The organism is Streptomyces sp. NPDC107522 (genome assembly GCF_055657525.1).
In genome coordinates, this window is sequence record NZ_JBVKAU010000003.1 from 756332 (window position 1) to 781645 (window position 25314).

The window sequence follows — 25314 nt, forward strand, 5'->3', positions numbered from 1 at the left end:
ACCTCCGGACGTCGTGTGCAGCGTTCACGGTATGGCCCAGGCGCACGGCACTCGGTGCTGGACGACACGGTCCAGTGGGCCGCTCCCCGATGGTCGGTCCCATCCCAGCGCGCCAGTCACGGCCCGTCGATCAGCCTACCGGGCGCGCCGACGAAGCATGGTCCCGCGTCCACCATCCGAGCAACGATAAGAAGGGGCCGCAAAGCACTCGAACGGCCAGAAATGGACAGTGGCCACGAGCCTCGTGACGGGCGGAGCGCGAGCCCTCGTGGTGGCGGAAACGGAGAGCCTCGTGAGCACGTCGAGCACCACCGAAGCCCTGATCGCCGCGGCCGACGCGCACAGCGCCCCCACCTATCACCCGTTGCCGGTCGTGGTGGCGACGGCGGACGGGGCCTGGATGACGGATGTGGAGGGGCGGCGGTATCTGGATCTGCTGGCCGGGTATTCGGCGCTGAACTTCGGGCATGGCAACCGGCGGATCGTGGAGGCCGCGAAGGCGCAGTTGGAGCGGGTGACGCTGACGTCGCGGGCGTTTCATCACGACCGGTTCGCGGCGTTCTGCGAGCAGCTGGCCGAGTTGTGCGGCATGGAGATGGTGCTGCCGATGAACACGGGGGCGGAGGCGGTGGAGACGGCGGTGAAGACCGCCCGGAAGTGGGGGTACCGGGTCAAGGGGGTGCCGGCGGAGATGGCGAAGATCGTGGTCGCCGGGAACAACTTCCACGGGCGCACGACGACGATCATCAGCTTCTCCACCGACCCGGACGCGCGGGCGGACTTCGGGCCGTACACGCCGGGCTTCGAGATCGTGCCGTACGGGGACCTGACGGCGATGCGGGAGGCGATGACGGAGAACACGGTCGCCGTGTTGCTGGAGCCGATCCAGGGCGAGGCGGGGGTGCTCGTCCCTCCGGCCGGCTATCTGCCGGCGGTGCGGGAGCTGACGCGGGAGCGGAACGTGCTGTTCGTGGCGGACGAGATCCAGTCGGGGCTGGGCCGCACGGGTCGTACGTTCGCGTGCGAGCACGAGGGGGTGGTGCCGGATGTGTATGTGCTCGGGAAGGCGCTCGGGGGCGGGATCGTGCCGGTGTCGGCGGTGGTGGCCGGCGCCGACGTGCTCAGGGTGTTCCGGCCCGGGGAGCACGGGTCGACCTTCGGCGGGAATCCGCTGGCCTGTGCGGTGGCGCTGGAGGTGATCGCGATGCTGCGGACGGGCGAGTTCCAGGCGCGGGCTGCGGAGCTGGGCGAGCATCTGCACCGGGAGCTGCGCGCGTTGGCCGGGACCGGGCGGGTGACGGCGGTGCGCGGGCGCGGGCTGTGGGCGGGGGTCGACATCGCCCGGGCGTACGGCACCGGACGGGAGGTGTCCGAGAAGCTGATGGACCGGGGTGTGCTGGTGAAGGACACCCTCCCCCACAGCCTCAGGGGCGCGGGCGGTGCCCCCGCGGCGACGATCCGGATCGCGCCGCCGCTGGTGATCGGGAAGGAGGATCTGGACTGGGGGCTCGCCCAGCTGCGGGGCGTACTCGGGCTGTGAGCCGGCTGCGGCGGCCTGCTGCCGCGGGCACCCCAGCCGGACGCGCCCGCACCCCCGCCGGACGGGCCATACCCCCGCTCGCCACGGTCCTGACCACCCCGCTGCGCTACTGCTGGGCCTGGCGTGGACGGTGGTTCGGGTGGACTGAGCCCGGGCGGCAGCAGCGGCCGGAACCGGTCCGCCCGGCCTCTCTACCGGTCCATCCGGCCTCTCTACCGGTCCATCCGGCCTCTCTACCGGTCCATCCGGCCTCTCTAAAGGATCACGTGCGGCAGGAAGCGTGCGTACTCGTCCGTGATCAGGCCCGACGACTCGCGGATGCCGAGGCCCGCCGACTCGTCCTCGACGACCCACGCGCCGAGGACGACGTGGTTGCCGTCGAAGGCGGGGAGCGGGGCCAACTGCTGGTAGCAGCAGGGCTCGTCGCGTACGACGGGGTCCGCGCCCTTCTCGTGCAGGGTCACGCCCGCGCCCTCGCGGCCGAGCAGGGGCTTGGCGACGTAGCCCGTCGTCTCCGCCAGCTCCCGTGGTCCGTCGAGGTGGGCGGGGAGGAGGTTCGGGTGGTCCGGGTAGAGCTCCCAGAGGATGGCGAGGAGGGCCTTGTTGCTGAGGAGCATCTTCCAGGCGGGCTCGATCCAGAGCGTCGTGCCCGTGCCGCCGCCGTTGTCGAGGGTGTCGAGGACGTGGCCGGCGAAGCGGTCGGTGGTGAGCCACTCCCAGGGGTAGAGCTTGAAGCAGCTGCGGATGAAGCGGAGCCGGGTGTCGACGAAGCGGCCCGAGAGGCGGTCCCAGCCGATCTCCTCCATGGAGATCCAGCCGGTGTCCAGGCCCGCCTGCTCCGCGGTCTCCTTCAGATAAGCGACCGTCATCAGGTCCTCGCCGAGTTCGTCGGCCGAGGAGTACGCGAAGTAGAGCGGGCTGCCGGGCGGGAGAAGGGCGGACTGTTTCTTCCAGGCGGCGACGAGGCGTTCGTGGAGGGAGTTCCACTGGTCGGCGCCGGGGAAGCGCTCCTCCATCCAGAACCACTGGGGCGAGGCGGCCTCGACCAGTGAGGTCGGGGTGTCGGCGTTGTACTCCAGGAGCTTCGCCGGGCCGGTGCCGTCGTAGCGGAGGTCGAAGCGGCCGTAGAGGGAGGGGAGTTCGGCGCGGCGACGCCATGCCTCGGCGACCGCGTCCGCCACGCGCGGGTCGGTGATGCCGAGGTCGGCGAAGCGGTTCCCGGCGACGATGTGCTCGGCTGCCGCGAGGCACATGCGGTGCAGGTCCTCGACGACCTCCTCCAGCGCCTCGATCTCCTCCAGGGAGAAGACGTAGTAGGCGCTCTCGTCCCAGTACGGGCGCAGGGAGTTGTCGGGGTGACGGGTGAGGGGGTAGATGAGCCCCTGTTCCTCGACGGTCTGCTGCCAGCCGGGGCGGGGCTCGATCGTGCGGCGCTCCATCTGATTACGCAGGGCCGCTCAGCCGCCGCTGCTGCCCGAGCCCGAGCAGCCGAAGCCGCCCCGGTCGACGGCCTCGCTGCGGCTGAAGGTGCCGTAGTCGGCACGGCCGTCGTCGACCTCGGCGTCGTAGTACCAGGCGGCGTCGGAGCTGCCGGACCGCTTCTTTCCGCCCCGGGCGTACGACGAGCTCGAACCGGAGCCGGACTTGCAGTTCTTGTCCGCGATGACCTTGTAGCCCTCGTAGGTGTAGCTGTCGCGGTCGACGCAGCGGCGGTCCGGCTCCGAGCCGCAGGAGGTCAGGGCCGCGGCTATGACTCCCATGCCGCCGAGTACGACGGTGCTGGAGCGCAGCCGACGTCGCGTTTCCGCCATGTGTGTCTCCCCCGATGATGCCCGTGAGGCCGTGCGGCCGATGTCCTGGTTGCCGATGTTCTGGTTGTCGTACGGCGAACAGCCTAGAGATCGTTTCGCGTACGGCTGTCGGAGGGTCGCCTTTCGGCTGCTCGCCTGCAGTCGCTTTGTACCGTTCGGGATGGTGTGTGGCCCGGTGTGGGAGAGCGTCACCGGAACTCCGCAGGAAGTCGCTCGAGGCGGTGTCTAAGTCCGCTGGACGCGGGTGGGAACTGCCGCCCTGCTGTGGGTGAATGAAACGGACAGTCGTTCGGACGGGGAGGGCTCGAATGGACCGGGACATACGCAAGGTGGACGACGTGCTCAGGCTGCTGGACGGCCTGTTCGCGCCGGAGTCCGACAACCTGACGAACGATGCCGCAGCCTGGTGGGACAGCGTGTACGCGGACCGTTCCAGCGCGGTGCCGTTCTTCGTGACGAAGCCGGACGAGAACCTCGTCTCCTACGCCGAGCGCGGGCTGCTCGGGACGGGGCGTGCCCTGGACCTGGGGTGCGGTGCGGGCCGTAACGCGCTGTATCTGGCCTCGCTGGGCTTCGACGTGGACGCGGTCGATCTCTCGTCGGCGGCCGTGGCCTGGGCCGAGGAGCGTGCCCAGGATGCGGGGGCGAAGATCCGCTTCGTGTGCGGCGACGCGCTGGCGCCGGCGGACGGTGAACTCGACGGCCCCTACGACCTGATCTATGACTCGAGTTGCTTCCACCATCTGCCGCCGCATCGCCGTATCAGTTATCTGGCCTTCCTCGAGCGGGTCCTGGCCCCCGGGGGGCATCTCGCGCTCACCTGCTTCGCGGGCGGCGGGATGGGGTCCGAACTCAGTGACACGGACTTCTATCGCCAATCCGGTCTGCAGGGCGGTGTGTTCCATGCCGGTCTGGCCTACACACCCGAGTCGCTGCGGTGGGTCTTCTGCGACCTGACCGAGGTCGAGGTGCGCCGCATGAGCAAGGAGCCGCCACAGTCGCCCTGGTTCGGTGAGCCGTTCTTGTGGACGGCGCTGTTTCGTCGGGACCAGCCGTGAAGGCCCGGGCGCGCCACCGCCGGTGCTGCTGACCGCCTGACCCGGCCCACGGCAGGGACGCGGGCCGGGTCAGGCGGTCAGGCGAAAGGCGTGAGACGGTCGGACATCACGGTCAGGGCGTCACGGTCAGGGCGTCACGGTCAGGGCGTCGCGGTCACGCAGGCAGGTGGAGGCGCAGACGGCGGGCGGCAGCGGCCACGGACGCGCCGGCTGCCAGGGCGATCCCGGCCAGCGTCAGGAAGTAGGCGGGCAGGGGCAGGACGGCGGTCAGGCGGAAGAGCTGCCCGCCGAGGACGACCCCGACGGCGGCGAACATGCCGTTCAGCGCCAGGAACCGGTTGAGGTAGCCGGGCGGGGCGGCCGCAGCGGCCAGCGCCAGGCCGGCCGGGGCGAGCACGACCTCACCCAGGGAGTACAGCAGGTAGACGGCGATCAGCCAGGCCACCGAGACGTCGCCGGTGCGGGCCAGGAGGGCGGCCACCGTCATGACGATGAAGCTCACCCCCGCCGCGGCCAGGGCTCCGGCGAACTTGGTGGTCGTCGTCGCACGCACCCGGCCGGCGAAGGGCGCCAGGAGCAGGATGAACAGCGGGTGCACGGACTGCAGCCAGCTCGCCGGGACCGTGAAGCCGAGAACATCGCGGTCGGTGTGGTGCGCAGCGAAGAGCGACAGGGCGGAACCGCTCTGCGCGAAGATCATCCAGAAGGCCGCCGAGGCTGCCATGACCGCGGTGAAGGCGGTCAGCCGCCGGCGTTCGACGGCGCTGCGGCGGCCCAGGGCACGCAGATAGAGAAACGGCAGGCACACGGTGGCCAGACCCAGGAGGGCCAGGACCGCGAGCAGCGGCAGAAAGCCCAGGACGACGGTGGTCGCGGCGGCGGCACCGACCGCGACGACCGCAGCGGCACGCCGGGCGGCGGTCCTGGCCTCCGCGCGGGTCAGGGGCCGGGTGGGTGCGCTGCCGACGCCGTCGAGGACGCGCAGGCCGATACGGAACTGGGCGAGGCCCGCCACCATGCCGAAGGCGGCCGCCGCGAAGCCCAGGTGCCAGGTGACCTTTTCGGCGAGGAATCCGGTGACGACCGGGGCGAGCAGTGCGGAGACCTGGATGCACATGTAGAAGCGGGAGAAGGCCTCCTCCCGCTTGGCCGTGCCGCTGACCGCGGACACCATGGCGGCCAGGGACGGCTTGACCAGGCCGGTGCCGACGACGACGAGTGCGAGACCGGTGTACAGGGCGGGGACGGCCGTGATCGCGAGGACGGCGTGGCCGCAGGCGATGAGCGCGCCGCCCGCCAGTACGGCCCGGCGGGCGCCGAGGACCCGGTCCGCGAGCCAGCCCCCGGGCAGGCCGGCCATGAAGTTCAGGGACATGTAGGTCGCGAAGAGCGCGGTGGCCGTCTGCTGGGACATGCCCAGGCCGCCGTCGGCGGGGGCGGCGGTGAGATAGAGGACGAGGATCGCCGCCATGCCGAAGAAGCTGAAGCGCTCCCACAGGTCGACGCCGAGCAGGGTGAGAAAGCCCCGGCGGGTTGCGGGGCCGGCGACGCCGCCCTCCCCTACGGCGGGCGTGTCCGTTCCTGTGGCGGGCCGGCTCTGCCCGCCTACGGTGTCCCCACGACGTACCCCGGCACCGCTGTGTTCGCGTGTCCGGCTCGGGCTGTCCACGGTTTCTCCTTCGTGGGGTTCGGATCAGGCGACGGCCAGGTCGTGCGCGCGCAGCGGCTCCCACCAGGCGCGGTTGTCGTGATACCAGGCGACCGTCTCGGCCAGAGCCGTGTCGAAGTCCTTCGACGGCCGGTATGCGAGCTCGGTGCATATCTTCGTGAAGTCGACGGAGTAGCGCCGGTCATGGCCCTTGCGGTCGGGAACGAAGTCGACCATCTCCCAGCCGACGCCGCAGGCGTCGAGGAGACGCTGCGTCAGCTCACGGTTCGTCAGCTCCGTGCCGCCGCCGATGTTGTAGATCTCACCGGCCCGTCCCTGGGTGCGGACCAGTTCGATGCCGCGTACGTGGTCGTCGATGTGCAGCCACTCACGGACGTTGAGGCCGTCGCCGTACAGCGGCACCTTCCGCCCTTGGAGCAGGTTGGTGATGAACAGCGGGATGACCTTCTCCGGGAACTGGTGGTGCCCGAAGTTGTTCGTACAGCGCAGGACGCGCGTGTCCAGACCGTGGGTCCGGTGGTAGGAGAGGACGAGCAGGTCGCTTGCGGCCTTCGACGCCGAGTACGGGGAGCTGGGCTGCAGCGGGTCCGTCTCGGGGCAGGCGTGGTCGACGGAGCCGTACACCTCGTCCGTGGAGATGTGGACGAAGGTGCCGATGCCGTGCCGCAGGGCCGCGTCGAGCAGGATCTGCGTGCCCACGACATTCGTCTGTACGAAGGGGTCAGCGCCGTTGATCGAGCGGTCCACGTGGGTCTCGGCCGCGAAGTGGACGATCTGGTCGTGCTGCGCCACCAAGCGGTCCACGAGCGCGGCATCGCAGATGTCGCCCTGCTCGAACGCGAAGCCGGCGCTGTCGCGCACGGCGTCGAGGTTGGCCGGGTTCCCCGCGTAGGTGAGCTTGTCGAGGACGGTGACGCCGACGTCGCCGGGGCCGTGGGCGCCGAGGAGCGTGCGGACGTAGTGCGAGCCTATGAAGCCGGCTCCTCCGGTTACCAGGATCCTGTTCGTCATGAGGAGATCTGCACCTTGCTGTTGTCTCCGAGGATCAGACGGTGCGCAGCCCGGGTCCGGGGCGCCGGGGTGACCTGGACGTTGCGTCCCACGAGGGAGGACTCAAGGCGGCGGACGCCGGTGATGGAGGAATCGCCGAGGACGATCGAGAACTCGATCTCGCTGTCCTCCACGCGGCAGTTGTCGGATATCGAGGTGAAGGGGCCGACGTACGAGTCGGTGATCGAGGTGCCCGCTCCGACGACGGCAGGTCCGACGATGCGCGATCTCCGCACGACGGCACCTTCGGAGATCGCCACCCGTCCGATGATCTCGCTGGCGTCGTCCACGTCACCCTCGATCTTCGTGATCAGGGCTTCCAGGACGGTCCGGTTGGCCTCGAGCATGTCCTCGACGCCGCCGGTGTCCTTCCAGTAGCCGGTGATCGTGCTGGAGCGGACGCTGTTGCCCTGCTTGATCAGCCATTCGATGGCGTGGGTGATCTCGAGTTCGTCACGCCAGGACGGCTTGATCGCGCGTACCGCCTCGTGGACGGCCGGTGTGAAGAGGTAGACGCCGACCAGGGCGAGGTCGCTCTTGGGCTGGATCGGCTTCTCCTCCAGGCCGATCACTCGGCCGGACGCGTCGAGTTCGGCGACGCCGAAGGCCCGCGGGTCGGGGACCCGGGTGAGGAGGATCTGGGCATCCGGGCGCTCCCGGCGGAACTCCTCGACGAGTCCGGTGATACCGCCGAGGATGAAGTTGTCCCCGAGGTACATCACGAAGTCGTCGTCGCCGAGGAAGTCCCGTGCGATCAGCACCGCGTGGGCCAGGCCCAGCGGTTCTTCCTGCGGGATGTAGGTGACGCGCAGCCCCATCTTCGAGCCGTCCCCCACCGCGTCCATGATCTCCTGGGCGGTGTCGCCCACGATGATGCCGACCTCTTCGATCCCGGCGTCGGCGATGGCCTCCAGGCCGTAGAAGAGGACGGGTTTGTTCGCGACGGGGACCATCTGTTTCGCCGAGGTGTGGGTGATCGGACGCAGCCGAGTCCCCGCCCCTCCGGACAGGACGAGTGCCTTCACGTGTTCGCTCCGTGGGTCTGCGGCGCTTCGCCGGCAAGGTGGGTGGGTGAGCCCGGGGTATGTCACCGGGCGCGGTGCTGGGCGGTGAGGCGTTCGAGGATCGGGACGGTGTCGTTCGGGGTCGGCTCTACGAGGGCCTCCTGGCGGAGGCGTTCGGCGGCTTCCCGGAAGGACGGCTCGTCGAGGATCCGGACGAGGTTCTCGCGCAGGAGGTCCGGCTTGAGCTCACCGGCCGGGATGTAGAGCCCGGCACCGACGCGCTGCAGGTGCCGGCCCTTGACCGGGGTGTCCCAGGTGGCGGCGATCACGATCTGGGGGACGCCGTACAGCATGGCCGTGCCCCAGGTGCCCGAGCCACCGTGGTGGACGATCGCCGAGCAGCTCGGCAGGAGGGCCTGCAGCGGGATGAAGTCGACCAGCCGGGTGTTGTCCGGCACCTGGCGCAGGTTCTCTCGCTGGAGGCTGTCCATCGTGGCGATGATCTCGATGTCGAGGTCTGCCACGGCGTCGAGCAGATCGGCCTGGGAGATGTAGTCCAGGCCCCGCTCGCGTCCGGCGACACCGAGGGTGAGGCAGACACGGGGGCGCTGCGGGGGCTCGTACACCCACTGGGGCACGACGGAGGGGCCGTTGTACGGAACGTACCGGCTGGGGACGATCTTCAGGCCGGACTTGAGCCGGGCGCTCTCGGGCAGCAGGTCGACCGTCCACTGGCCGGTGACGAGCTCCTCGTCGAAGGTGTCGCCGAAGCGCTCGGCGACACCGCCCAGCCAGTCGGCGAGCGGGTCGCTCTGCTGCTCCGCCGGACGGGCGCGGTTGAGCTCGAGGAACTCCTCCCGGGCGCGCATGGTGACGTCCTGGCCCCAGACGATCCGGGCGTGGGCCGCGCCGACGGCACGCGCGGCGACGGCGCCGGCGTACGTGCCGAGCTCCCAGAGCACCAGGTCGGGCTGCCAGGCGCGGGCGAAGTCCACCATCCCGTCCACGAAGGTGTCGTTGTTGAGGGTGGTGTGGAACCGGCCGACCAGGGCCTCGTGCAGTTCGTGCAGATAGTCCCAGGTCAGGGTCTCCGGGGTGGAGAACGTGAAGTCCCACTCGCGGCTGTAGGAGGTCGTGCCCGAGGGGGCGGGGGCGAACATGGCGTGGTCGGTACCCACCGCGACCGCGGACAGGCCGGCCTGGACTATGTCGTCGACCAGGACCGGGTGGCTGGCGACCAGCACCTCGTGCCCGGCGTTCTGCAACGCCCACGCCGTGTTGACGATCTTGTAGAAGTGCGTCTTGATACCGGCACAGGCCAGGAGTACTCGCATGATCAACCTCTCGATTCAACGGCCCGGTCGGCCAGCATCTGCAGTACGCCGACGAGGGTGGCGGCCGCCACGAGCTGCCGGTTCGCGATGAGCGCCGGCATGTCCCGCAGCGGAATCCACGCCATCGCGTCGGATTCGTGGGGGTCGGTGGGCGCGCCCACCCGAGTGGCCGAGGCAGCCATGAACACATGCTGCTCGGCGTTGGTGATCCCGGTGATCGGCTGGACGTAGCCGAGCGGGATCACGTCGGACGGGAGCCAGCCGGTCTCCTCGACCGCCTCACGGACGGCCGCCTGGGCCGGCGTCTCGCCCTCCTCCACCGCGCCACCGGGAAGTTCCCAGCTCCAGGTGTCCGTGGTGAAGCGGTGTCGCCAGAGCATCAGCACCCGGTCCTGATCGTCCGTGACGGCCACGGCCACGGACGGCGGGATCCTGACGAGGTGATGGTCCCGGCGCGAGCCGTCCGGGAACTCGATGTCGGACAGCAGCAGGTCCACCCACTCGCTTTCGTAGAGCGGGCGCTCGCCGTGCACGATCCACCGCATCGCAGCCCCCTACACCCGGCTCGGAGCGGTGCGGACGGCGACCTCGGCGACCAGCGCGGCCAGCGCGGCGGACCGGTCCGCGACGGGCTGCCAGCCGGTGATCCGGGTGAAGGCCGACGCGTCGACCTCCATGCCCTGGAGGTCGGTGGCTTCGGCCTCGCTCGGCGGCGGGACCTCGACGACCGGAACGGGGTCCGCTCCGGTGTGGTCCGCCACGGCCGCCGCGATCGCCGTGAACATGTCGCCGAGCGGTTCGCTGCGGCCGGTCCCGATGAGCCAGTGCCGGCCCGCGAGGGCGTCGGCGTGGTCGAGGGCGGCGGCGAAGGCACGGGCGACGTCCGTCACATGGATCATCTCCCGGCGGACGGTCTTGTCCCACAGCTCCAGACGCCTGCCCTCGAGGGCACGCCGGATCATGGTGACGACCACGCCGCGGTCGGCGGCCGTCTCCTCGGGGCCGGGTCCGAAGATGGTCGGCATCCGCAGCGAGACGGCCCGGATCAGGCCCTCGTCGCCGGCCGCCTTCAGCGCCAGCTCGGCCTGCAGTTTCTGCCGCGGGTAGGCGCTTTGGGGGTCGTCCGGCTCGGAACCGTCGATGCGGACCTTGCCCGGGACGCCGACCGAGGCCACGGTCCCGGCGAACAGCACGGCCGGGCGGCGGCCGGATACGGCGTTGTCCCGCAGGACGCGTACGAGGTCCTGCACCAGCCCGACGTTGACCCGCTCGACGGCCGGGTCGGTGCCCGCGCCGCGCCACGAGGTCGCGCCGGAGATGCGGGCGGCCAGGTGCACGATGGCGTCCGCACCCTCGACGGCGGTGGCGAGCTGCCCGGGGACGGTGAGGTCCGCGGCCACGGTCTCGACTGCGGCGCGGGCCCCTTCCGGTACGGCGGCCGGGCGGCGCGAGACCAGCCGCAGCCGGATGTCCCGTACGGCGAGCTCGCGGGTGAGGGCGGTGCCCAGATAGCCGGAGGCGCCGAGGACGACGACGAGCGGCCGGGGCGCGGCGGCCGTCACAACGCCGCCTCGAGCGCGCAGCTGGTCCGGTAGTCCGGCAGGAGCCCCAGTTCGCGGGCCTGCTCCAGCGTGGGGGCCACGATGTCGCGCTCCGACAGGATCGGCTCGACGCCCTCGATGGTGACGGGCAGTCCGAGTGCGGGGTCGAGCGGGGAGATGGCGTGCTCGTTCTCCGTGACGAACGGCCCGGACATCAGGTACACCATCGCGGTGTCGTCCTCGAGGGCGACGAACGCGTGGCCGACCCCGACGGGCAGGTATGTCGAACGGAAGTGCTCCTGGTCGAGCAGGACCGAGTCCCATGTGCCGAACGTCGGCGACCCCACCCGTAGGTCGACCACCAGGTCGAGTGCCCGGCCTCGCGCGCAGTAGACGTGCTTGGCCGTGCCCGGCGGGGTCGAGGTGAAGTGCACACCGCGCACCACGCCTCGCCGGGAGTGGCTCTGACTGGCCTGGTGGACAGGGAAGGCATGCCCGGTCGCGTCGGTGAAGAGCGGTCGCTGGTACGTGGCCACGAACAGGCCGCGGTCGTCGGGGAAGACCTTGGGCGTGAACTCGAAGGCGCCCTTGACGGCGAGTTCGCGGACGCCCGCGGTCGCGGTCGCCGTAGTGCCGGCGTGTTCGGTCGTCATCTCTGTGTTCCCTGGGTCGTCACAGCTCGACGGCGTGTGAGGTGAGCAAGGCCATGAGCGTGCGGGCCTGCACGTTCACGTAGCGGCCGTACCGCAGCAGCGTGTTCAGCTGCCCCGCGGTGAGCCAGCGGTAGCCGGGCGGCGGCTCGTCGGGAGCCTCGGTCTCGTCGGCCTCGACGATCAGGTAGCGCGCCTGTGCGTTGAGGAACCGGCCGCCTTCCTCCGAGTGGACGGCCTCGTAGCGGATCCGGTCGGGACCGGCGCCGAGCACCAGGTCGAGGAAGGGTGGCCGGGCCTCGCCGGTGAGGTGCGCGTAGTGCCGGGGCGTGTACTGGACGGTGGGCGAGAGCTCGATGGAGTCGATGAAGCCGGCCTCCACCCGGGCATGCGCGAGCAGGTGGGGGACGCCGCCGATCTTCCGGGTGACGAAGGCGATGACGCCCTGGCCGCGGGGTTCGAACAGGGGCTGCGTCCAGGCGCCGACCTCGCGGTTGGACGCCTGGGCCCGCACGGCCACCACACGGAAGTACCAGTCGCGCTCGTGGTCGATGGATTCGGGGCCGCGCCGCCAGCCCGAGACGCCGTGCAGGGGGATCCGGCGGACGTCCACGGAGTGGCGGGAGCGCTCCGCCGCGTACCAGGACAGCAGCTCTGCGTCGGTGTGCAGGGCGCCGGTCTCCTCAAAAGGCACCGGGAGACAGGCGAGCACCGTGCGCGAGTCCATGTTGACCACGTCGTCGCGGCGCAGCAGCTCACCGATCTGACCGAGCGTCAGCCAGCAGAAGTCGTCGTGCAGGACGACGTCCTGCGTGGTCTCGACGATCACGTTGCGGTTGAACTTGCGGTAGAACCAGGCGCCGTGCTCGGACTGCAGGACATCGGCGAGTACGGTCGCTCCGGCCGCCCCGGTGAAGTACTCGAGGTACTTCACGTCGGCGCCCTTGTGGACCTTGGTGTAGTTGCTGCGCGTCGCCTGGACGGTCGGTGACAGCTGGACCAGGTTGGCGTTGCCCGGCTCCATCTTGGCCTGCATCAGGAAGTGCAGGACACCGTCGAACTCCTTGGCAAGGATGCCGAGAATGCCGACCTCGGGCTGGTTGATGATGGGCTGCTGCCACTCGGGGAAGGGCCCCTCCCCCACCGTGACGTGCAGGCCCTCCACGCTGAAGAACCGGCCCGTGTCGTGGACCAGGTTCCCGGTCGCCGGGTGGAACGACCAGGACTCCAGGTCGGCGAACGGAATCCGTTCCACCCGGAACCGGTTCACCAGCGCCCGGTAGGCGAACCAGTCCGTGAAGTCGTCGACGGAGATGCCCGATCCGGCGCCGGCGGCGGCGGACCGGGCCAGCCGCGCCGGCAGCCCGACATCTTCACGTGCGCTGAGCGTTGCTGTGGTCGACATCGGCTCGTCCTCGTCCGTCGTCCGGTCACTCGCCCCACTTCATGTAGATCACCGGCGGCTCGCGGCCCGGCAGCTGGCGCAGCGGGGCGTGGTCGAGGCCGAAGACCTCGCGCAGGGCCGTGGTCTCGCCCGGCCACTTGGGGTGGGCGAGCTCGTCGAAGGCGAGGATGCTGCCCTTGGTCAGGTGCGGGCGGATCGCCTCGAGCAGCTCCTTGGTGGGCTGGTACAGGTCGAGGTCGAAGTAGGCCATCGCGATGACCGTCTCCGGGTTCTCCTCCAGGTACTGCGGGACGGTCTCGCGGACGTCGCCCTGGATGACGAAGGAACGTTGGGTGTGCCCGAACGGCTCGGACAGCTCGTGGGCCGCGAGGACCTCGCGCAGGTGCTCGACCTCGCCGTCCGGCACCGCGAACCGGCCGGGGACCGCGCTGGTGCTGACCTTGTCGACCTCCTCGATGTCCTCGGGGAAGCCCGTGAAGGTGTCGAAGCCGATGATGCGGCGCAGCGAGTTGTACGGCTCGTAGATGCTGCGCAGGGCCGTCAGGGTCGCCAGGTGGCGGCCGTGGAGGACACCGAACTCCATGACGACGCCCGGGACCTCGGGCAGCATGCGGTACAGCGCGTCCATGGACAGCAGGTCCGCCAGCTGGTGACGGCGCAGGTACACCGGCAGGTTGTCGATCAGGTACTTGGGCGGGATCGGGCTCTCCTCGAAGAGCTTGGTGAGCCGCTCACGCGCTTCGCGCTCCTGGTCCGACTCGTGGGGAACGATCCGCGGGTCGGTGAATCCGTCCTTGGCCATGAGGGCCGGTCCTTTCGTCGGTGAGTCAAGAGAGCCAGGCGTCGGGTGCCGGTCCGCCACGGCCGACCGGTGGGAAGAGCCTGTCGAGCCGGTCCAGTACGTCCTGGGGCAGCGGCTCGTGCAGGGCAGCGAGGGCGCCGTCGACGTGGGCGGCGGTGCGGGGGCCGATGACGAGCCCGGTCACCCCGGGGCGGGACAGGGCCCAGGCCATGCCGACCTCGGCGGGGTCCCGCCCGAGGTCGGCGCAGAGCTTCTCGTACGCCTCGATGGTGTCCCGGTGGTGTTCCAGGGCCTCCAGCGCACGGCCCTGACCGGATTTCACGGCGGTGTTCTCCCGCAGCTTGCGCAGGACGCCGCTGAGCAGGCCGCCGTGCAGGGGCGACCAGACCAGGACGCCCAGGCCGTACGCCTGTGCGGCCGGGATCACTTCGAGCTCCGCGTGCCGGGTCACGAGGTTGTACACGCACTGCTCGGAGGCGAGACCGAGGAAGTGCCGTTGCCGAGCGGCCTCCTGTGCGGAAGCGATGTCCCAGCCGGCGAAGTTGGAGGAGCCGACGTAGCGGACCTTGCCCTGGGCCACGAGGATCTCCATGGCCTGCCAGATCTCGTCCCAGCCGACGGCACGGTCCACGTGGTGGATCTGGTAGAGGTCGATCCAGTCGGTGCCCAGCCTGCGCAGCGACGCCTCGCAGGCGGCGATGACGTTCCGCACCGACAGGCCCTGCTGGTAGGGGCCGTCCCCCATGGGGTCGCCGACCTTGGTCGCGAGCACGATCTCCTCGCGCCGGGACGGGCGGGCCGCCAGCCAGCTGCCGATGACCTCCTCGGCGTGGCCCTTGTGGACGCGCCAGCCGTAGGTGTTCGCGGTGTCGAGGAAGGTGACTCCCTGTGCGACGGCGTGGTCGAGCAGGCGGTGGGCACCGGACTCGTCGAGCCGGCCGCCGAAGTTCACGGTGCCGAAGGCGAGTTTGCTGATCTCCAGCCCTGTCCGGCCGAGCCGGGTGTGGAGCGGGCTGCGCGTCATCTGTCGTACTCCCCACTGCGTCGGCGGCTCTTGCGCTTCGGGTCCCAGCATGGAGAGGTCGTCTCGAACGGCCCTGGTGTCCGGCTGGTCCGCCGCCGGAGCGTGGAAACGGCGTGGGGCCGGCGGGCCGGGAATCTCCCGGCCCGCCGGCCCCACACGGTGTGCTGTCCGGCTCAGCCGAAGATGTGGATGTTCTCGTCGACCCAGTCGCGCAGGGTCAGCGGAGCCTTGCCGGTGATCTTCTCGACGGAGTCGGAGATCTTCCAGTCCCATGCGGCCGACTGGCGCTTGAGCTCGAGGAGGGCTTCGAGTCGGGGACCGCCCCAGCCCAGACGGTCGAACTCGGCCTGGGTCTCGGCCTGGGTGCGCTCGACGACCTTGACTTCCTTGCCGAGGGCTTCGCCGATGATCTCGCCCTGGCGCTGCGGGCTGAGGGCCTCGCCGCCGGTGAGGGTGTAGGCCTGGCCCTCGTGGCCGGAGGTGGTGAGGACCTTGGCGGCAACGGAGGCGATGTCCCGCGGGTGGATCATCGCGGAGACCGGGTCGCCCTCGGTGACGTACATGGTCCGCTCCTTGCCGATGGTGTCGGCGTAGCCGTAGAGGTAGACCATGAAGGTGCCGGGGCGCAGGATGGTCCACGCCAGGCCGGACTCCTGGATGACCTGTTCGCCGGCGCGGTGGCCGGAGGTCAGCGGGTCGGTGGCGCCGTAGCCGACGCCGCTCGTGGAGAGCTTGACCAGGTGCTCGACACCGGCTTCGCGGGCGGCGGCGACGAGGGTGCGCTCCTGGACCGGGCCCTCGGGCCCGTAGCCGGGCGGGCAGACGAAGACGCGGTCGACGCCGGCCAGGGCGGCGGGCAGCGTCTCGGGCTTGTCGAAGTCGCCGGCGACGACCTCGACGCCGGCGGGGAAGTTCGCCTTGCCGGGGTTGCGGGTCATCGCCCGCACGGGCACGCCGTCGGCGGCGAGCTGGGCGACGAGTTCGGAGCCGACGTTGCCGGTGGCACCGGTTACGAGAATCATTGCGTGTGTCTCCTTGGGATGTGCTGCACGGCGGAAGTCCGTGCGAAGGGGCCACTCATGGAGTGGGAGAGTCGGGTTCGCCGCGGGATCGGCGGGGCAGGCCGGGGTGTCGTCGCCGGACTACTCGGACTCGGCGCCGCCGTGGCCGTGACCGCCGGCGAGCTTGACGTCCTTGAGGAAGAGCGCGACCACCAGGCCGATCAGCGCGATCGGGATCACCGCGTAGAACGTGGCACGGAGCGAGTCCGCGTAGATGTCGACGACTTCGGCACGGACGGTGCTGGAGAGGCGGCCGAGCACCTCGGGCGAGAGCGAGCCGTCCTTGTTGAGGTGGGCGCCGGCCTCGCCGCTGAGCCGCTCGTGGAGGCCGGTGCCGAGCCGGGAGGTCATCAGGGCCGCGAAGAGCGAGACGCCGAGGCCGGTGCCGAGCTGCCGCATGAGGTTGGCGGTGCCCTGTACGGCACCGATGTCCCGCATGCTCGCGGTGTTGCGGGCGGCGAGGCTCAGGGCCTGCGAGTTGAGGCCGGCGCCGATGCCGAAGAGCAGGACGTACACGACCGTGAGCGGGACACCGGTGTCGGGGCCGGCGGTGGAGAACAGCACGCCCGCGAGAGCGAACACCGCCATGCTGAGCACCGGGAACCAGCGGTAGGACCCGCTGTGCCCGATGACCTTGGTGCTGAGCCAGGAGGTCACGACGACACCGAGCATCAGGGCGGTGAGGGCATAGCCGGCCTGCTGTACGTCGAGGCCGAGGACGGTCTGCAGCCACAGGACCAGGTAGTTGAGCACGCCCAGGCCGATGAAGCCGGCGATGAAGCTGAGGATGACGACGATCGTGAAGGTCCGGTTGGCGAAGAGCCGGAGCGGGATGACCGGGTCGACGGCGCGACGCTGGGCCACGATGAAGAGCGCCACGGCGAGGACGGATCCGACGGCCAGGCCGAGGATGACGGGCGAGGACCAGGAGTACTTGACGCCGGCCCAGCCGGTGAGGAGGTTGAGGGCGACGATCGCGGCGACGAGCAGGACGACGCCGGCGTAGTCGATGTGCGCCTTCTGGCGGGTCTGAGCGGGCAGGCGCAGCAGTGCGGAGACGATGACGAGGACGACGAGGCCGACGGGCAGGTTCACGAAGAACACCCAGCGCCAGTTGGCGAGGTCGGTCAGGATGCCGCCGAGGGTGGGGCCGACGAGCGAGGCGGCGCCGAAGGTGATGGCGAACCAGCCGTAGTAGCGGGCGCCTTCACGCGGCGAGAACATCTCGCCGATGAGGGCGAGGACGCAGATGAACAGGCCACCGCTGCCGATGCCCTGGATGACGCGGAAGGTGATGAGCTGACCCATCGTCTGGGCGAGGCCGCACAGGGCGGATCCGACGAGGAAGACGACGATGGAGGTCATGAAGACGCGCTTGCGCCCGAAGAGGTCACCGAGTTTGCCGTAGACGGGTACGGCGGCGCTGCCGCCGATGAGATAGCCGGTGGTGACCCAGGCGAACTGGTCCAGTCCGCCCAGGTCGCTCACCACGTGCGGCAGGGCGGTGGCGACGATCTGCGTGTCCAGCAGGGACAGGAAGACCGCCACCATGAGGGTGAACACGACCGTGTTGGTGCGGGCCGGCGAGGCCGACGCGGCGGAGGCGTTGACAGCCGACTCGGCTGCAGGGGAAGCCATGAGGAATCCTTGTAATCGAGGAGCGGTGCCGTGATACGCGGGCGCCACTCGGAGTGGGAGTACGCAGAACGAACTCGATGAAGAACGCTGCTGTTGTCGCAGCGGAGATGGGGTGGTCGGATCCAGTCCGACTCCGGCCTCTTCGGCCCTCTCAACCACTGATCAGTCGTCAGTTGACTGCTGATCCTGGTTCTTCGCTGTTCGTTGCTGGTTGGCCACATCCTCTGTGTCGATTACAGATGCCCGGTACCTTAGCCGATGATCAGAGAGCGGTGCAACCGCTGTGCGGTCGGCCGGCCGGCCGACCGCCGGGCGGTCAGGGAACCAGCACGACCTTTCCGGTGTGCTGCCGGGCCTCCATCAGCTCGTGTGCCTTGGCCGCGTCCTCCAGCGGGATCCGGCTGTACACAGCGGGCTTGACCTGGCCGGACTCCACGTACTCCAGGAGCTCCTTGCGGCCCGCGGCGATGACCTCGGGCCGGTCCTGGAACAGGGCGTACAGGTTGAAACCGTGCAGCGACTTCATGTCGATGAAGTCCCAGGGCGAGATGGCCGGCGGGCGCTCGCCCGAAGCGCCGCCGTAGCAGACGATGCGGCCGAAGCGGGCGGCCAGCTGGATGCTGTGCGCAAGGACCTCGTTGCCGACCGTCTCGAGTACCAGGTCGGCGCCCTTGTCGCCGGTGGCCGCGCGGACCTCGTCCACCCAGTCCTCGTGCCCGTAGCAGATCGCGACGTCCGCGCCGACGGAGCGGATGAAGTCGAGCTTGGCCGGGGATCCGACGGTGCCGATGATGCGGCCGGCGCCCTTGGCACGGGCGAGCTGGACGAGGAGGTGGCCGATACCGCCGGAAGCCGCGTTGATCAGGACGGTCTCGCCGGGCTTCAACCGACCGACCGTGGTGAGCACGTGGTACGCGGTCTCACCGGGGCTGGGCAGCGCGGTGGCCTGAGCGGCGTCGATGGTCGCCGGGATCCGGAAGACCGTGGCCGCGTACGCCGTCGCGTACTCGGCGTAGGCGCCGTAGCGGACCGGAGCGACGACGCGGTCCCCCACCGCCACGTTGCTCACGCCCGCGCCGACCGCCTCGACGACACCGGCGACATCGCCGGCGGGCGCGGCGGGCAGGGTGGCAGGACCGCCGATGGGCAGGCCCTGGCGCTTTTGGACGTCGGCGTAGTTGACGCCTATCGCCTCGGCGCGGATCAGTACCTCACCGGGTTTGGCCTCCGGTTCGGGGGCGTCCTCGACGCGCAGGACGCTCGGGTCGCCGTGCTCGTAGTAACGGACGACGCGCATGGTTCCTCCAGGGGAGTCTGGGCGGGCGGTCACCAGGTGACCGGGACAGTGCGGAAGCCGCTGAGCAGCCGCCCGGGCATCCATTCGAGTTCGTCCTCGGTGCACGCGAGCGTCAGCGTCGGGAACCGGTCGAACAGGTTGGTCAGGGCGATCTGCATCTCCATGCGCACCAGCGGGGCGCCCAGGCAGTGGTGGATGCCGTGGCCGAGAGTGAGGTGGCGCGGGTCCTCGCGGCGGATGTCGAGCCGGTCCGCCTGCGGGAAGCGCTCCTCGTCCCGGTTGGCGGCGGAGATCGCGGCGAGAACTCCGCTGCCCGCGGGGATGGTGACGTCCCCGAAGGTCATGTCCTCCAGCAGGATCCGGTAGGCGGCGCCGTCGCCGGGACCCTGGTAGCGCATGAGCTCCTCGACCGCGTTGGGCATGAGCTCCGGGTGCTCCCGCAGGTCGGCCAGCTGCTCCGGGTGCAGCAGCAGCGTCGCGACGCACAGCCCGATCTGCAGGAACGTCGTCTCGTGGCCGGCCATCAGCAGCTGGGTGGCCGTGGAGACCAGCTCGCCCTCGGTGAGCTGGTCCTCGTCGTCGCGTGCCGCGACGAGCGCGCTGAGCACGTCGTCCCCCGGGGCGCGCCGCTTGTCGGCGACCAGCGAGCCGAGGTACTCGCGCAGTTCCCTGGCCGCGGCCTGGATCTCCTCGACCGGGTTGTTCTCGAGGACGAGGAAGGCCTCCGACCACTTGCGGAACTGCGAGCGGTCACCGCGCGGCACGCCCAGCAGGTCGCAGATCATGTTGATCGGCAGCGGATGCGCGTACGCCTCGACGATGTCGGCGGAGTTGCCGCCTCGCTCCATCTCGTCGAGGAGCTCGTTGGTGAGCCGGTGGATGCGCGGACGGAAGCTCTCCACCAGTTCGGGCGTGAACGCCTTCGCGACGAGCCGCCGCAGCCGGGTGTGCTGCGGCGGGTCGGTGAAGTTGAGGCTCTCGAGCGGCGGCCAGTTGGTCATCAGCGGCACATCGGGCCGGTGCAGGTCCGCGCTGCACCGGGGATCGAGCAGGACCCGGCGGACGTCTTCGTAGCGGCCCACCATGTAGCCGGGCGAACCGCTGGGCATCGTCAGCTGGGCCACCCGCTGCTCGCGCAGCGCGGCGAAGTCGACCGGGCAGCGGGTCGGGTAGTCCCGACTGAAGGGAAAGGTGAACTTCGGTGCTTCTTCGGTCATCGGGGTCTCTTCATTTCTCATGGTCGAGGTCGCCGGCCGGGAGAGTCGAGCGCGCACGACGGCCGCCGGCGGGCCTGGCGGGTGTCAGGCTCCGCCGGTGACCCGGACGGTCTGGCCGTTGACGTTGCCGTTGGCGCGCGAACCGAGGAACACGATCGTGTTCGCGACGTCCTCGGGCACCGACAGGTGCCCCGACGGGAGGGTCTTCGCCTTGGCCTCCAGCGCGGCGGCCGGGGCGATCCGGCGCACGTTCTCGGTCAGGGTCTGGCCAGGGGCGACCACGTTGACCAGGATGTTCTCCGGGGCCAGCTCCCAGGTCAGGCTCCGGGCGATGCCCAGCAGGCCGGCCTTGGCCGCGCCGTAGGCGGCGCCTCCGACCATGCCGTAGTCGGCGAGGCCCGAGGAGACCATGACGATGCGGCCCCACTCGCGGCCGCGCATGAACGGCAGCGCCGCGGCGATCGTGTGGAAGGTCGCGTCGACGCTGGTGCGCAGGACCTCCTGCCAGAGCTTCGGGTCGGCGTCCTCGAAGGCGGGCATCACCCGGCCGGGGCGAGGGATGCCCTCGGACCACACGACGGCGTTGCTGACCAGGACGTCGATGCCGCCCCAGGTGTCCCCGACGGTCTTGACCGCGTCCCGGACGACGGCCTCGTCGGTGAGGTCGTAGCGCACCGTCAGGGTGTCGGCGGCGCCGGCCTCGCGGGCGAGCCGGGCAGTCTCCTCGGCGCCTTCCTTGTTGCTGTTGTACGTGATCGCGACGCGCGCGCCGTCCTTGCCGTAGGCGATGGCGGTCGCCCGGCCGATGCCCGAGGAGGCCCCGGTCACCAGCACGACCTTGTTACGGAGATCGGTCTCCATCACTCACTCCAATTCAGCCTGATCGTGGGTTGGTTCGCTGCGCAGGCCCGGCGGCTCAGACCTTCTTCGCCACGCCGGCCAGGGCGTGGGCCTCGGCGCCGAAGCCCTCCGGGTCGCCCTCCGGGCCGATGCGCCACAGCGGAACCGGGACCACGCCGGGCTCGAGCAGCTCGAGGCCCTCGAACAGGTCCGTGACCTCGGCGGTGTCGCGCCAGTAGACCTCGCTGACGTTCCGCACGTAGGTCTCCTGGGCGGAGGCGGGAACCTCCTCCGGTGCCGGCTTCTTGTCCATGCCGGCGTGCGAGATGACGACGTAGCTGCCGGGGGCGAGCTTCGCGGTGAACTCGCGCAGCATGGCCTTCGGGTCGTCGGCGTCGCTGACGAAGTGGAGGACGGCGGCGAAGATCAGGGCGACGGGGCGCGAGAAGTCGATCAGCTCGATCTCCTTCGACGCGAAGATGTCGCCGGGCTTGCGCAGGTCGCCCAAGAGGGACGCGGCCTGCGGGTTGCCCGCGAGGATGGCCTTGCCGTGTGCCACGGCGACCGGGTCGATGTCCACGTACAGCACACGGCTGTCGGGGTTGTTCTCGACGGCGACCTCGTGCACGTTGCCCTCGGTCGGGATGCCGGAGCCGATGTCGAGGAACTGGTCGATGCCCAACGCGGTCAGCTCCTTGACGGCGCGGCGCAGGAAGGCCCGGTTGGAGCGCAGGGTGCGTGGCAGCAGGGGGTTCTTGTCCGCGATGGACTTGGCGACGGCGACGTCGGCCGGGAAGTTGTGCGTGCCGCCGACCCAGTAGTCGTAGACGCGGGCGATGCTCGGCTTGTCGATGTCGACCTCGGGCGGTGCCCAGGACGGACGGTTCACGGAAGTCTCCTCGGTTGCGGCTGGCTTACGGGATGGGACCGGCTGGGAGCTGCGCGGTCAGCGCAGGCGGACCGGCAGGGAGGCGAGCCCGCGCAGGTTGAAGCTGGGCCGCCAGGACAGGTCGCCCTCGGGCTGCGCAAGACTCAGCCCGGGGAAGCGGCGGAACAACTCGCCGAGCACGATGCGGCCTTCGAGCCGGGCCAGGGGCGCGCCGATGCAGTGGTGGATGCCGTGACCGAACGCCAGGTGCCCGGAGTTCTTGCGCGTGATGTCGACGCGGTCGGGGTCGGCGTAGCGCTTCGGGTCGCGGCCGGCGGCGCTCAGCGAGATCGTGATGAACTCACCCTTGGGGATCAGTACGTCGCCCAGCTGGATGGGCTCCAGCGTGAAACGCCACGTGGCGTTGGCCAGCGGCGCGTCGATGCGCAGGAACTCGTCGATCGCGCTGTCCCAGAGGCCGGGATCGGCCTCCAGCAGGGCACGCTGGTCGGGATTGGTGAGCAGAGCGAGGGTGCCGGTGTTGAGCAGGTTGACCGTGGTCTCGTGGCCGGCGACGAGGAGGAGGAAGGCCATCGAGATCAGTTCGACCTCGTCGAGCTTCTCACCCTCGTCGGTGGCCTCGATCAGCGCGGTCAGCATGTCGTCGGCCGGGTTCGCGCGCTTGTCGGCGATGAGGGCGCGCAGGTAGGCGACCATGTCCTGGCTGGCGTCGAGGGCCTCCTCGGTGCCCTGACCGGAGGTGAGCAGGTTGGACCAGCGGCGGAACCGGTCGCGGTCCTCCGGCGGCACGCCGAGCAGCCAGCAGATCACGGTGAACGGGACCGGGAAACTGAGGGCGTTCATCAGGTCCACCTCGTCCTGGCCCTCGATGGCGTCCAGGAGTTCGGTGACCAGTTCGGTGATCCGGGGGCGCAGCGCCTCGACCTGACGCATGGTGAACGCCTTCGCGACGAGCTTGCGCAGACGCGTGTGGTCCGGCGGGTCGCTGTCCAGCATGGTGGTGCTCAGCTCGGTCGCGAACTGCTTGCGCGTTCCCCGCTGTGCCTGGAAGTGCGCCTGCTTCTCGGGGTCCACGAAGTTCTGCGGGACCAGGCCGTAGCCGACCCGCATGTCCTTGCTCACCCGCGGGTCGGTCAGCAGCGCCTTGGCGTCCTCGTAGCGGGTCACCAGCCACGTCTTGAGGCCGTTGGGAGTGGCCACGAGGTGCGCGGGCGACTGCTCTCGCAACGGGGCGAGCGTGGGGTGCGGATCGCGTATGAAATCGGAGTCGAACAGCTCGAGCACATTGCTCGTCGTCGCTGCGCTGGCCACGTGGGGCTCCCTCGTATGGCGGCAGATTCATTCGTTCGGTTGGCGAGCTCTGACTTATTCCTCGCGGGTTATTCAGCCACAAGAAAAAGGGAATTCCCACCCCGGTCCAGGCTTCTTCGAGCCCGTTTCAAGCGGATTCCCAATTCCGGCTTCCCCGCATGGGAATTCCACTTTCCGGATCCCTTGGGGCAACGGTGGGAGCCCCCCTGCCGGACCGCCGACGGTCCGGCAGGGGGCTACTTGTGGCGAGATTCAATAACTTGCGAGCACCTGGTAGATCTCGAACGGGCGGTCCCGTTCGGTGTCGCGGAATTCACGCAAGGGAGCCGTCTGGTCCTTGTGTTCCGCGCCGCGCTCCCACGTCTCGAAGGACTTCCAGCTGTCCCAGTGGCTCACCACGACATAGCTGTCGGGGCGGCCCAGCTCGTTCATGAGCTGGTTGCCCAGCAGGCCCGGGGTGCCGGCCATGCGACGGCTGGCCTCGTGATAGGCCGCCAGGACGTCCTCGCCCCGGTCGGAGAGGTGGTAGAGCACGACCTCCACGGCTGGGGTGGCCGTCATGCGGCCGCCCCGGAGAGGTTCGCGACGATGTTCATCGTCGTCATGGAACCGCCGCTGCGGTACGGGTGCAGCTTGGTGCGGTGCTGAAGGTGGGTGTCGCTGGACTCGAACTCGCGGAAACGCGGCTCGTCCACCCAGTCGCTGACGATGTAGTAGATGCCGTCCTCGTTGTCCGTCGTGCTCTTGGACAGCCACTGGCCACGGTTGGCGGGGTGGCCGGTCACGGAACTGCCCACCTGCTTCCACACGCGCTCGAACTCGGCTTCCATACCGGGCTTGATCTGCATGCGGAGCATGACCCGGAACGTCGCGTCGGACACGTCAGATGCCTCCGTCGACGTTGATGGTCTCGCCAGTGACGTACGCGGAAAGATCGCTGAGCAGGAAGAGGACCGGTGCGGCCAGTTCCTCGACGGTGCCCAGGCGGGCGAGTGCCGTCTTCTGGGAGTAGGTGGCGCGCAGCCCCTCGGCGCGCTCCGCCGGCATGGATCCGAAGGCCTCCGTCTCGATGACGCCGGGCGCGACGACGTTGACGCGGATGCCCTTGCCGCCGAGTTCCTTGGCCAGCGAGCGGGTCAGGCCGATCATCGCGGCCTTCGCGGCCGTGTAGTGGGCGCGCAGCGGGATACCGGCAGCGGCGCCCCGGGAGCCGATGTTGACGATCGAGCCCCCGGCGCCGAGCAGCGGCAGGGCCTGCTGGATGACCCGGTACGAAGCGGTCAGGTTGGTGTCGAGGACGCGCGACCATTCTTCGGCCGGCAGCTCGGCGAACGGGATGTGGGTGATCGTGCCGGCGTTGTTGACGATGCCGTCGAGCCGCCCGTAGCGGTTCTGGGCCTCCTCGACGAGCCCGTCCACCTCGGCGATCTCGCCGACGTCGGCACGGACGAGGTGGTGGTCGCCGCCCGTCTCCTTGAGCTCTCGGCGCAGGCTCTCGACGTATTCGCTCTCCTGGCGGTAGCAGGTGAGCACATCGGCGCCCGAGCGGGCGGCGGCCAGGACGATGCCACGCCCGATGCCGCGGGTGCCTCCGGTGACGAGCAGCTTCTTGCCGCGCAATCCGAGTTCCACGGTGTTCCCCTCCTGTGGTGCGTCAGCGGATTCAGCTCGCATGGGCGGCGCGTGCGGCGGCCTCGAGCTTTTCCTTGATCAGGTTCATCTGGACCACGGTGTTGCGGTTGATCCGGTCCGTCATGCCCGCGTCGTCGAGCGGGGCGCCGTCCTTCATGTGGAAGTCCTGGGTCCACTGCATCCGGACCCCGGCGTCCGTCTGGGTGTACTCCCAGTGGATGTTCATGTACTCGAACGGGCCGGTCTCCACGCGGTGGGCGCGGACGGTGCGGGTCGCCTCGTCGGTGGTGCGCCGGGAGACCCAGCTCCACACCTTGCCGTTCTCGTCGGGGTGCAGGGCGAGCCGGAAGGTGACGGTGGGGCCGTCCTGCTCCAGGATCTCGGCGACGGCGTACTCGCTGAACAACTCGGTCCAGGACGCCACGTCGTTGGTGCGCTCCCAGACCAGGTCCATGGGGGCGTCGATGACGACGGAGTTCTGCGTGTGGCCGGCCATCAGAGGCGGACTCCGCTCGTGCGACGGTTGAATGCGCTCATGGCT

Annotated in this window: 25 protein-coding genes and 1 riboswitch; of the genes, 2 read left to right on the forward strand and 23 right to left on the reverse strand. The window is 69.9% G+C overall.

Annotation, left to right across the window (positions count from 1 at the left end; all coding sequences use genetic code 11):
* Nucleotides 1-27: 27 nt before the first annotated feature.
* A riboswitch (ZMP/ZTP riboswitch) is annotated at nt 28-130 on the reverse strand.
* A 162-nt stretch (nt 131-292) separates the two neighbouring features.
* Nucleotides 293-1540: an ornithine--oxo-acid transaminase gene (gene rocD / locus ACZ7L6_RS13640; RefSeq protein WP_471923243.1), complete on the forward strand. Its 1248-nt coding sequence runs from the start codon at nt 293-295 to the stop codon at nt 1538-1540.
* 254 nt (nt 1541-1794) lie between these two features.
* Here the strand turns inward: rocD and ACZ7L6_RS13645 are convergent, their stop codons facing one another.
* Both ACZ7L6_RS13645 and ACZ7L6_RS13650 read right to left on the reverse strand, forming a co-directional pair.
* The gene (locus tag ACZ7L6_RS13645) at nt 1795-2979 is read right to left on the reverse strand and encodes a glutathionylspermidine synthase family protein (RefSeq protein ID WP_471923245.1); all 1185 of its coding nucleotides are present in this window, start codon (nt 2977-2979) and stop codon (nt 1795-1797) included.
* 18 nt (nt 2980-2997) lie between these two features.
* Entirely contained in the window at nt 2998-3351 is a 354-nt protein-coding gene (locus ACZ7L6_RS13650) for a hypothetical protein (RefSeq protein ID WP_471923247.1), read from the reverse strand.
* A 308-nt stretch (nt 3352-3659) separates the two neighbouring features.
* On the opposite strand from ACZ7L6_RS13650, the gene ACZ7L6_RS13655 reads away from it, so the two are divergent.
* On the forward strand, nt 3660-4409 hold the full coding sequence (locus ACZ7L6_RS13655; protein ID WP_471923249.1) for a class I SAM-dependent methyltransferase: 750 nt from the start codon (nt 3660-3662) through the stop codon (nt 4407-4409).
* Between the two features lie 154 nt (nt 4410-4563).
* Here ACZ7L6_RS13655 and ACZ7L6_RS13660 read toward each other — a convergent pair whose 3' ends face one another.
* The 21 genes from ACZ7L6_RS13660 to ACZ7L6_RS13760 form a co-directional block, all read right to left on the reverse strand.
* On the reverse strand, nt 4564-6078 hold the full coding sequence (locus tag ACZ7L6_RS13660) for a peptide MFS transporter (protein WP_471923251.1): 1515 nt from the start codon (nt 6076-6078) through the stop codon (nt 4564-4566).
* Nucleotides 6079-6102: 24 nt separating this feature from the next.
* Nucleotides 6103-7089, reverse strand: coding sequence for a dTDP-glucose 4,6-dehydratase (gene rfbB, locus ACZ7L6_RS13665; RefSeq protein WP_471923253.1), 987 nt, complete (start codon nt 7087-7089; stop codon nt 6103-6105).
* Nucleotides 7086-8153 carry a glucose-1-phosphate thymidylyltransferase gene (locus tag ACZ7L6_RS13670; protein ID WP_471923255.1) on the reverse strand — a complete coding sequence of 356 codons (1068 nt, stop codon included), beginning with the start codon at nt 8151-8153 and terminating at the stop codon, nt 7086-7088. The genes rfbB and ACZ7L6_RS13670 overlap by 4 nt, the downstream gene beginning before the upstream one ends.
* Before the next feature lie 62 nt (nt 8154-8215).
* Nucleotides 8216-9466 carry an activator-dependent family glycosyltransferase gene (locus tag ACZ7L6_RS13675; protein WP_471923257.1) on the reverse strand — a complete coding sequence of 417 codons (1251 nt, stop codon included), beginning with the start codon at nt 9464-9466 and terminating at the stop codon, nt 8216-8218.
* 2 nt (nt 9467-9468) lie between these two features.
* Nucleotides 9469-10011: an NUDIX hydrolase gene (locus ACZ7L6_RS13680; protein ID WP_471923259.1), complete on the reverse strand. Its 543-nt coding sequence runs from the start codon at nt 10009-10011 to the stop codon at nt 9469-9471.
* 9 nt (nt 10012-10020) lie between these two features.
* Complete coding sequence (locus ACZ7L6_RS13685) at nt 10021-11028, reverse strand: NAD-dependent epimerase/dehydratase family protein (protein WP_471923261.1); 1008 nt, start codon at nt 11026-11028, stop codon at nt 10021-10023.
* Complete coding sequence (locus tag ACZ7L6_RS13690; protein WP_471923263.1) at nt 11025-11660, reverse strand: dTDP-4-dehydrorhamnose 3,5-epimerase family protein; 636 nt, start codon at nt 11658-11660, stop codon at nt 11025-11027. The genes ACZ7L6_RS13685 and ACZ7L6_RS13690 overlap by 4 nt, the downstream gene beginning before the upstream one ends.
* 19 nt (nt 11661-11679) lie before the next feature.
* On the reverse strand, nt 11680-13062 hold the full coding sequence (locus ACZ7L6_RS13695; RefSeq protein WP_471923265.1) for an NDP-hexose 2,3-dehydratase family protein: 1383 nt from the start codon (nt 13060-13062) through the stop codon (nt 11680-11682).
* Nucleotides 13063-13087: 25 nt separating this feature from the next.
* Nucleotides 13088-13864, reverse strand: a complete 777-nt coding sequence (locus ACZ7L6_RS13700) for a class I SAM-dependent methyltransferase (RefSeq protein WP_471923267.1) — start codon at nt 13862-13864, stop codon at nt 13088-13090.
* Between the two features lie 25 nt (nt 13865-13889).
* Nucleotides 13890-14888 carry an aldo/keto reductase gene (locus ACZ7L6_RS13705; protein WP_471923269.1) on the reverse strand — a complete coding sequence of 333 codons (999 nt, stop codon included), beginning with the start codon at nt 14886-14888 and terminating at the stop codon, nt 13890-13892.
* A gap of 173 nt (nt 14889-15061) precedes the next feature.
* Entirely contained in the window at nt 15062-15910 is an 849-nt protein-coding gene (locus ACZ7L6_RS13710; protein ID WP_471923271.1) for an SDR family oxidoreductase, read from the reverse strand.
* Between the two features lie 120 nt (nt 15911-16030).
* A complete protein-coding gene (locus ACZ7L6_RS13715; RefSeq protein WP_471923273.1) occupies nt 16031-17587 on the reverse strand; it encodes an MDR family MFS transporter in 1557 nt (518 codons plus the stop codon).
* A gap of 316 nt (nt 17588-17903) precedes the next feature.
* On the reverse strand, nt 17904-18884 hold the full coding sequence (locus tag ACZ7L6_RS13720; RefSeq protein ID WP_471923275.1) for a quinone oxidoreductase family protein: 981 nt from the start codon (nt 18882-18884) through the stop codon (nt 17904-17906).
* 29 nt (nt 18885-18913) lie between these two features.
* A complete protein-coding gene (locus tag ACZ7L6_RS13725; protein ID WP_471923277.1) occupies nt 18914-20101 on the reverse strand; it encodes a cytochrome P450 in 1188 nt (395 codons plus the stop codon).
* Between the two features lie 84 nt (nt 20102-20185).
* Complete coding sequence (locus ACZ7L6_RS13730) at nt 20186-20962, reverse strand: SDR family NAD(P)-dependent oxidoreductase (RefSeq protein WP_471923279.1); 777 nt, start codon at nt 20960-20962, stop codon at nt 20186-20188.
* 55 nt (nt 20963-21017) lie between these two features.
* Complete coding sequence (locus ACZ7L6_RS13735) at nt 21018-21830, reverse strand: SAM-dependent methyltransferase (protein WP_471923281.1); 813 nt, start codon at nt 21828-21830, stop codon at nt 21018-21020.
* Between the two features lie 57 nt (nt 21831-21887).
* Nucleotides 21888-23141 carry a cytochrome P450 family protein gene (locus ACZ7L6_RS13740; RefSeq protein ID WP_471923283.1) on the reverse strand — a complete coding sequence of 418 codons (1254 nt, stop codon included), beginning with the start codon at nt 23139-23141 and terminating at the stop codon, nt 21888-21890.
* A 252-nt stretch (nt 23142-23393) separates the two neighbouring features.
* Complete coding sequence (locus ACZ7L6_RS13745) at nt 23394-23702, reverse strand: antibiotic biosynthesis monooxygenase family protein (protein ID WP_433046256.1); 309 nt, start codon at nt 23700-23702, stop codon at nt 23394-23396.
* Nucleotides 23699-24022: an antibiotic biosynthesis monooxygenase family protein gene (locus tag ACZ7L6_RS13750; RefSeq protein WP_471923285.1), complete on the reverse strand. Its 324-nt coding sequence runs from the start codon at nt 24020-24022 to the stop codon at nt 23699-23701. The genes ACZ7L6_RS13745 and ACZ7L6_RS13750 overlap by 4 nt, the downstream gene beginning before the upstream one ends.
* A gap of 1 nt (nt 24023) precedes the next feature.
* On the reverse strand, nt 24024-24773 hold the full coding sequence (locus tag ACZ7L6_RS13755) for an SDR family NAD(P)-dependent oxidoreductase (protein WP_471923287.1): 750 nt from the start codon (nt 24771-24773) through the stop codon (nt 24024-24026).
* A 31-nt stretch (nt 24774-24804) separates the two neighbouring features.
* The gene (locus tag ACZ7L6_RS13760; RefSeq protein WP_471923289.1) at nt 24805-25269 is read right to left on the reverse strand and encodes an SRPBCC family protein; all 465 of its coding nucleotides are present in this window, start codon (nt 25267-25269) and stop codon (nt 24805-24807) included.
* Between the last annotated feature and the right edge of the window lie 45 nt (nt 25270-25314).